Below are 6,000 nucleotides of genomic sequence, written 5' to 3'. Positions count from 1 at the left end.
CTTATGAAGACATTACTAACATCACGGTGTATTAATCAACGGGGAGCAGGTCAGCCTTTCAAGAAATCAGCGAATGTCTTTAAGAATAAAACGCCCTATCTTTCACATGAGGATGATGACGCATACTTTAAGAGTATTCGTGCTATCTTTGGTGCTCACCCTACAAATCTTAAAAATAGTGATGGTGAACGACTGTTTGCAAGCTGGCCTCATTTTCATGCTTTCAATGAAAATGATTTCACTATAAGCCTTTACAACAACACGCCAGGGAAAGATGATGTTATTTTCGGCATTAAGTTCGATGAGCTAATTACATATATTGAAGATAGGTATAAATATCTAACAAGCCTAAAGGGTTCCGTAATAGCAATACGTATAAAACATTACAGCACCCTATCCAAACAGATTATACCGTCTACTGATAACATTCATGCTGAGTTAAAGTTGCTTCTTTCAGAAGTTGCGGTGCGAGGTGATAATGATTATTACCGAATGGAAGTGGAAGAGTTAATAAAGCTGTTCGAGGGGAATGTTAAAGAGGCACATCTCAAGGATGAAGTTGACGTATTTTTAAGTAAACTACATCCAATTGCAGTAGAGATTAGATATAATCTTCAGGAAATGAATATTGAGGATTTAGCAACTAAGCATGGCGTGATGATTTCAACGCTTCCGAAAAATGCCCTGCATTACGTTCTTCAGAAAATGTTTGCTTGGCTCCACTCTGATAGATATGACCCAATGGGTGGCTTTTACTTGGACAAGTTAAATGAATATTCAGGCGGGCGATACAATTTTTGTTCTGAGGATGATGACAGTACAACTCTATTGAAGCTCCGGATGATGTTGCATTGGTATCATCAACAAAAAGAGGCTTAGCCACGAAAACAAGCAATACAGTTGGAAGTTCGTGTGACCTATGTGCTAGGTATTCTGAGACGACAGTGTGACCTGCTCCCTGTTGATTAACATAGGCTGACACTAGCAACGTCCTCTACTGGCACAGAGCGGACCGCTCCAAGAGTATGATGTCCGCTGTGAGCGAGAAGTGGACATCAGCCTAATTAGCACAACTGGACCGTTCTTTGCATCTCTAAATGTGTATGGTTTGGTTAAGCGGTATAATTAGAGTAGATACTCATCATCCCATATGGTGCCCATCTTCTTCAATGCTGCTTATACTAGTATAGGGCCTCGCTAAATGCCCTGACTTACTGATATGATACATTCTCCATATAGAAGGTATTTATGACTTGGCTCGGCATTCCATTCCCATCAAGCAATTCAAATTTTTTAGACTCAGGTATTTTAACACTAGGTAAATTACCAACTATAGTTGTGGATTCTGGGTTTGGTTGGGATAGCGTTTTTGCAAGTACTCTAGGTGCTATTATTGGCGCAGCTATTCCCGCAGCAATTTCATATTACGCAATTTCGAATAGTGCAAAAACCATGAAAACTGATCGCGATGAGCATGCTAAATATGCCCGAGAGCAACTCAGAGCACAACTTGTCTCATCAAGCAGACAAAATTGGATCAATGAACTAAGAGATAATGCAGCTAGATATATATCAGTAGCTAACAAATTAAATAATTTACAAATACTTATAACAAATGAATTTAGAAAGCACGATCAAAAAGATGATTCTTATTATCGTCAGATTCGAATGGATGCCACAAATATTAAAGGTGATCTAACTTTCCTTAAAGCAAAAATTGAAATGTTACTCAACCCTCTTGAAAATGAGTCTATTGAAGTGATCACCGCATTAAATGAGTACACTGAAATTTCCAATAACTTTAAACCTGGTGATGATCATGATTTTGATAAGATAATGGAGATTATTAAAAACATAAAAGACAACATTAAATTAATTAGCAAGGCTGAGTGGGTAAAAACAAAAGAATTCAAGTAAGAAGTATGGATATAAAACGATCTTTACTAGATGTTTTATATCTTTTACCTGACTCAATGTTGGCGATCGTTGCGTTAAAAACGTCCGTTTCTGGCACTGAGCGGTCTGATCATTTTGGAGGGGAAAAAGTTTTTTCTGGAAAAACTGTTCACACTGTTTACTTGGTGTTTTTATTGTTTATTTTCATAATGTTAGTTGGTGAGCACCCGATGAACAGTGAACACTTTACTGTTCACTCTGGCCGGTGAGCAGGCAAAAAAAGACCGGCTGTTGCCGGTCCGGGTAGGTTATGTTGCGGTGGGTTCGTCACACTTCGGCAGCCAGTCGGCGTTGCTTTCCTCCCTGAGGGCGAGATTGGTCTGCATGCCCTGATTTGTACGGCGCTTCTCATAATTCAGACCGTACTCTTTCAGCATGGCTGAGAGCCCCTTGCCGAACATGGTCAGGCTGAGCGCGTTCCTGTAGCCGTGGGCTTCCATGTACACCAGATAGGCGTGATACAGGTACAGGCGCGGCTGGCGCGGGATAATGTTGGCGTTCCCCATATACATCCCGTCGGGCTCCGGCAGCGCCTCCAGATAGCCGCAAAAATCAAAGGTCGGGTCAGCATCGCGCTTGATGCTGAGCGCCTCGTCTGAGTTCTGTTGTGACTGGAGCAGGGCGCGGGCACTCATCGGGTCGCTGAACTGCTGCATTAGCTGGCGCACAATCACGGCCAGCTCGCGGGCGATTTTATCCCTGAGCTGCGGGTCGCGTTCTTCCGGCGCAATCTGCTCCGGGAAGTGGATAATCACCCGGCGACGTGACACGCCGCCGCTGCGGTCGGTGAAGCGCATCGGGTTATTGTTCACGGCCAGAATCACCGCCGGAATATGCGTCGAGTAGGGATTCTGGTATTTCGGGTCAACGGAGACCGCATCGCCGCCGGTGATGGCCTTGAGCCCCGCACCGTCACCGCTCCATTTCTCCTGGTCTGGCAGACGAATGAGCGAGAAGCCAATCAGGGAGGCGCGCTTACGGGGGTCTTCCAGTGTGTCGATATCGGCTGATGTGGCGTTATCCTCTCCGGCCAGCATCGTGGCGATTTCGGCCAGAATACTTTTCCCGCTGCCGCCGGGGCCGGTGACTTCGAGAAAGAGCTGCCAGTCGTAGCGGTTCGCCAGCACCATAAACAGCGCGGCCAGAATCACGTCGCGTTTTGTCGGGTTGCCACTGGCCGCCCGGTCGAGCCAGCGCCAGAAGTTCGGCGCGTGGGTTTCCAGTGTTTCCCCTTCCACCGGCGGGGTGAAATCCACGTCGCACAGCGTGCGCAGCCAGTGTGATTTGCTGTGCGGGCTGAACAGGCCACTCTGGGTGTCGAGTACGCCGTTGCGAAAACCAATCAGACGGCGTGCCGGTGCATCCTGCTGCGGAATAATCAGTTTCAGGGTCTCCACTACTGAGGCAATTCTCCCCGACGAGAACGGTGCGCGCAGACGCTGGAACAGTCCGGCCACGTCGCGGGCAAAATCAGAAGGCGGAATCACCTTCCAGATGCCGTTTTCATAGCGGGACAGGAGCTGGCCGTTGGCATCCACGGCCAGCGCTTCACCGTAATGCTCATGCACCCGCATCGCCTTATCGCTGGCGCTCATGGCGGTAAATTCCGCCTCGCTCATGGTGTCGAACGGGCTTTGTGCCGCTGGCCGGATGGCGTCATAAATGGCTTTCCGCGTGACGTCCTCCCCCTTCAGCATCACCGCATCGTTCCAGTCACCGGACACCGGCGGCAGGGCAACAACGCCCTCGCAGGCTTCTGCGGCCGCGGCGGCTTTAGTCTGGCCGTCGCCGTTCAGGTCACGGTCGGCGGCGAGGATAATCTGACAGGCCGGGTGTTTCTGACGGGTCAGGCTCGCCAGAGAAAGAAGGTTCACGGACGACAGCGCCACCATGACGGTTTCCCCGGTCAGGTGATGCACGGTAAGGGCAGTCGCATAGCCCTCCGCTATCCACAGGCGTTTCCCGGCCTGTTTCTGCCCGTCGATGAGATGGCATGCCCCTTTGACCTGACCGCCCTTCAGGGTGCGCTTGAGCCCCTCAGCGTTAATAAGCTGGAGGTTAACCAGCGCGCCGGTCCCGTCATACAGCGGCACCACTACATCACCGGCGCGGTAAGCCACGCCGCCGGTTTTGTGAGACGCGGTCAGCGTCAGACACTCACGACCGGCAAAGCCCTTGCGGGTCAGGTAGGCGTTGCCGGTGGCCGGTCGGGTTTTCTCCAGCAGTCTGACGGCCAGCGCGGCCGCTGCTTTGCGGTCGGCCTCCGTTTCAGCGTCTGCGGCCGCCATCACCTCCGGGGCCACCGGCGGCAGGTGGCCGGTGACGGCGTTTACCTTCCCGGCGGCCTCGAATGCCGATATGCCGAACACCTTCTCAACCAGTTTCAGACCGTCACCGGCACCACACTGGTTACAGAACCATGTGCCGCGTCCCTCTTTATCGTCAAAGCGGAACCGGTCAGCGCCGCCGCACACCGGGCAGGCCTGATGGCGGTTTTTTATCACCTTCATTCCCAGCGCCGGGAGAATGCGCGGCCAGTGGCCGCACGCCTGTTTTACCGTGTCCGTTACGTTCATTTTCATGGTGATTGTCTCCCTCAGTGCAGTACAGGCGATGTGATATGGCGGGCGCAGAGCTCATCCATCACGGCGAGCCCGAGGAAGGACAGCGACGGGGCGGCTTTCAGCGGCCCGGCCTGCATCAAATCTTCCAGAAGCGCACAGGCAATCAGACGGCCTTTTTCCTCGCCGTGCTGGCGCAGGTAGAAGCCCTCCAGTTCGGCGGCGATGGCGCTTTCCAGCGCGTCGAGGGTGAGGTGAGGATAGCGGTGCTGACGTTCGCACAGGGTCAGCCAGGCACAGGCCACGGCACGGCGATACAGGGCGGCACGCAATACAGGCGGCAGAGGCGTTTTCATACGTTGCCCTCCCCGGTGAACCAGCGGTGGTTGCAGCGCTCGACCACACCGTCGAGCTGGGCGGTCATGAGGTAAATCACGGAGGTGAGCTGTAACTGCTGGGTCGGGTCACGACGCAGGGAGGTGCAGTCCTGCACCTGCATCAGGTCGCTGACGAGCTGGCCGACATTGCGCATATGCTCAAGGCATTCGAGATCACGGGCGGTAATCGTGGAGTGTCTCATGCGCGCACCTCCGCCACCGGCAGACGCCCGGCAAACGAGAGGACGTAATCGCGGACGAGGGAAAGGCGTGCGGCGTGTTCATCTCCGGCGACGGCGCGGAGCATACAGATACGGGGTTTACGGTCTGCGCGACGAACGGCGGCAAACACGAAGACAAACTGCGGGTGTGACGGGGTGAGGATAGTAGCCATGATGGCAGCCTCCTTGAAGTAGTTTGAAAAACTACCACCGGAAACGCCAATTTCACTGGTGGCAGCCCGAGCGGGGTTGGCGTAACCGGCCTTCAAGGGAACCGGCCAGCCCGAAGGCTGCCCCGCCCGGACTACCATTATCAGAAAAGAACCCTGGTGCACGAATAAACACCACAGCCCTGAAAATGGGTGTGCCTGAGCAACGACATAAAAAAACACGCATGGCGCGTGTCGTGTCGCCTTGAAGTTATTCGGAACGCCAATTCCGGCTGCCGATTTTGCGACAGCGGCAAAACTATACCTGGAAACGGCGAAGGGAAGCAAGCCAGAAAAAGGGGCTTTTTGCGGAACGGGCATCATCATGCGTCATAGCCCCGGTTGCGTTCGGCAATACGGTCAGCCATCCATGTGGTGATTTCCGACTGCGCCCACGCCACGTTTTTTCCGCCGAGGGAGATTTGTTTCGGGAAAGCCTCCCGGCTGATGAGGTCGTAAATCGTGGAGCGGGACAGCCCGCACAGATGTATCACTTCGGGCAGACGGATAAAGCGCTCCTGAACGGCATCAGAAACCGGCATCAGCGGCGCGGCAGGGGCAGAAGACGGGGAAGAAAAAGCGGTGTGCATCGGGCTACCTCATAAAGTCCATACAGTGCCGGTCGTGTCCGTCCGGCCTCGGGTAGCTCTCTATTTTGTGAATATTTTCCCCGAGG

The 6,000-nt window shown here is 52.7% G+C and carries 7 protein-coding genes and 1 pseudogene; 2 read left to right on the top strand and 6 right to left on the bottom strand.

The annotated features are described in order from the left end of the window. Positions 1-879: hypothetical protein (locus tag ABLU87_RS24940; protein WP_348866048.1), on the top strand; the 879-nt coding region annotated here is incomplete at its 5' end. Between the two features lie 369 nt (positions 880-1,248). Then, a complete protein-coding gene (locus ABLU87_RS24935; RefSeq protein ID WP_228300314.1) occupies positions 1,249-1,917 on the top strand; it encodes a hypothetical protein in 669 nt (222 codons plus the stop codon). A 287-nt stretch (positions 1,918-2,204) separates the two neighbouring features. Here the strand turns inward: ABLU87_RS24935 and ABLU87_RS24930 are convergent, their stop codons facing one another. The 6 genes and pseudogenes from ABLU87_RS24930 to ABLU87_RS24905 all read right to left on the bottom strand — a co-directional run bounded on the left by ABLU87_RS24930 (position 2,205) and on the right by ABLU87_RS24905 (position 5,914). Continuing rightward, positions 2,205-4,538, bottom strand: a complete 2,334-nt coding sequence (locus tag ABLU87_RS24930; RefSeq protein ID WP_122117883.1) for a primase-helicase zinc-binding domain-containing protein — start codon at positions 4,536-4,538, stop codon at positions 2,205-2,207. Positions 4,539-4,552: 14 nt separating this feature from the next. Beyond that, positions 4,553-4,873 carry a DUF5375 domain-containing protein gene (locus ABLU87_RS24925; RefSeq protein WP_004185276.1) on the bottom strand — a complete coding sequence of 107 codons (321 nt, stop codon included), beginning with the start codon at positions 4,871-4,873 and terminating at the stop codon, positions 4,553-4,555. Next, positions 4,870-5,097 (bottom strand): hypothetical protein, encoded by a 228-nt coding sequence (locus tag ABLU87_RS24920; RefSeq protein ID WP_004185275.1) that lies wholly within the window; start codon positions 5,095-5,097, stop codon positions 4,870-4,872. The genes ABLU87_RS24925 and ABLU87_RS24920 overlap by 4 nt, the downstream gene beginning before the upstream one ends. Continuing rightward, the gene (locus ABLU87_RS24915) at positions 5,094-5,288 is read right to left on the bottom strand and encodes a host cell division inhibitor Icd-like protein (RefSeq protein WP_024135504.1); all 195 of its coding nucleotides are present in this window, start codon (positions 5,286-5,288) and stop codon (positions 5,094-5,096) included. The genes ABLU87_RS24920 and ABLU87_RS24915 overlap by 4 nt, the downstream gene beginning before the upstream one ends. Before the next feature lie 24 nt (positions 5,289-5,312). Next, positions 5,313-5,645 (bottom strand): annotated as a pseudogene (locus ABLU87_RS24910) (ash family protein); the annotation flags it as partial. A gap of 2 nt (positions 5,646-5,647) precedes the next feature. Continuing rightward, positions 5,648-5,914 (bottom strand): AlpA family transcriptional regulator, encoded by a 267-nt coding sequence (locus ABLU87_RS24905; RefSeq protein ID WP_122117881.1) that lies wholly within the window; start codon positions 5,912-5,914, stop codon positions 5,648-5,650. Positions 5,915-6,000 lie beyond the last annotated feature (86 nt).

The sequence above is a fragment of the Klebsiella sp. CB_Kp196 genome (assembly GCF_040061575.1).
In the GTDB taxonomy this organism is placed as follows: Bacteria; Pseudomonadota; Gammaproteobacteria; order Enterobacterales; family Enterobacteriaceae; genus Klebsiella; species Klebsiella michiganensis.
This window is presented reverse-complemented; position numbering and strand designations above follow the sequence as displayed.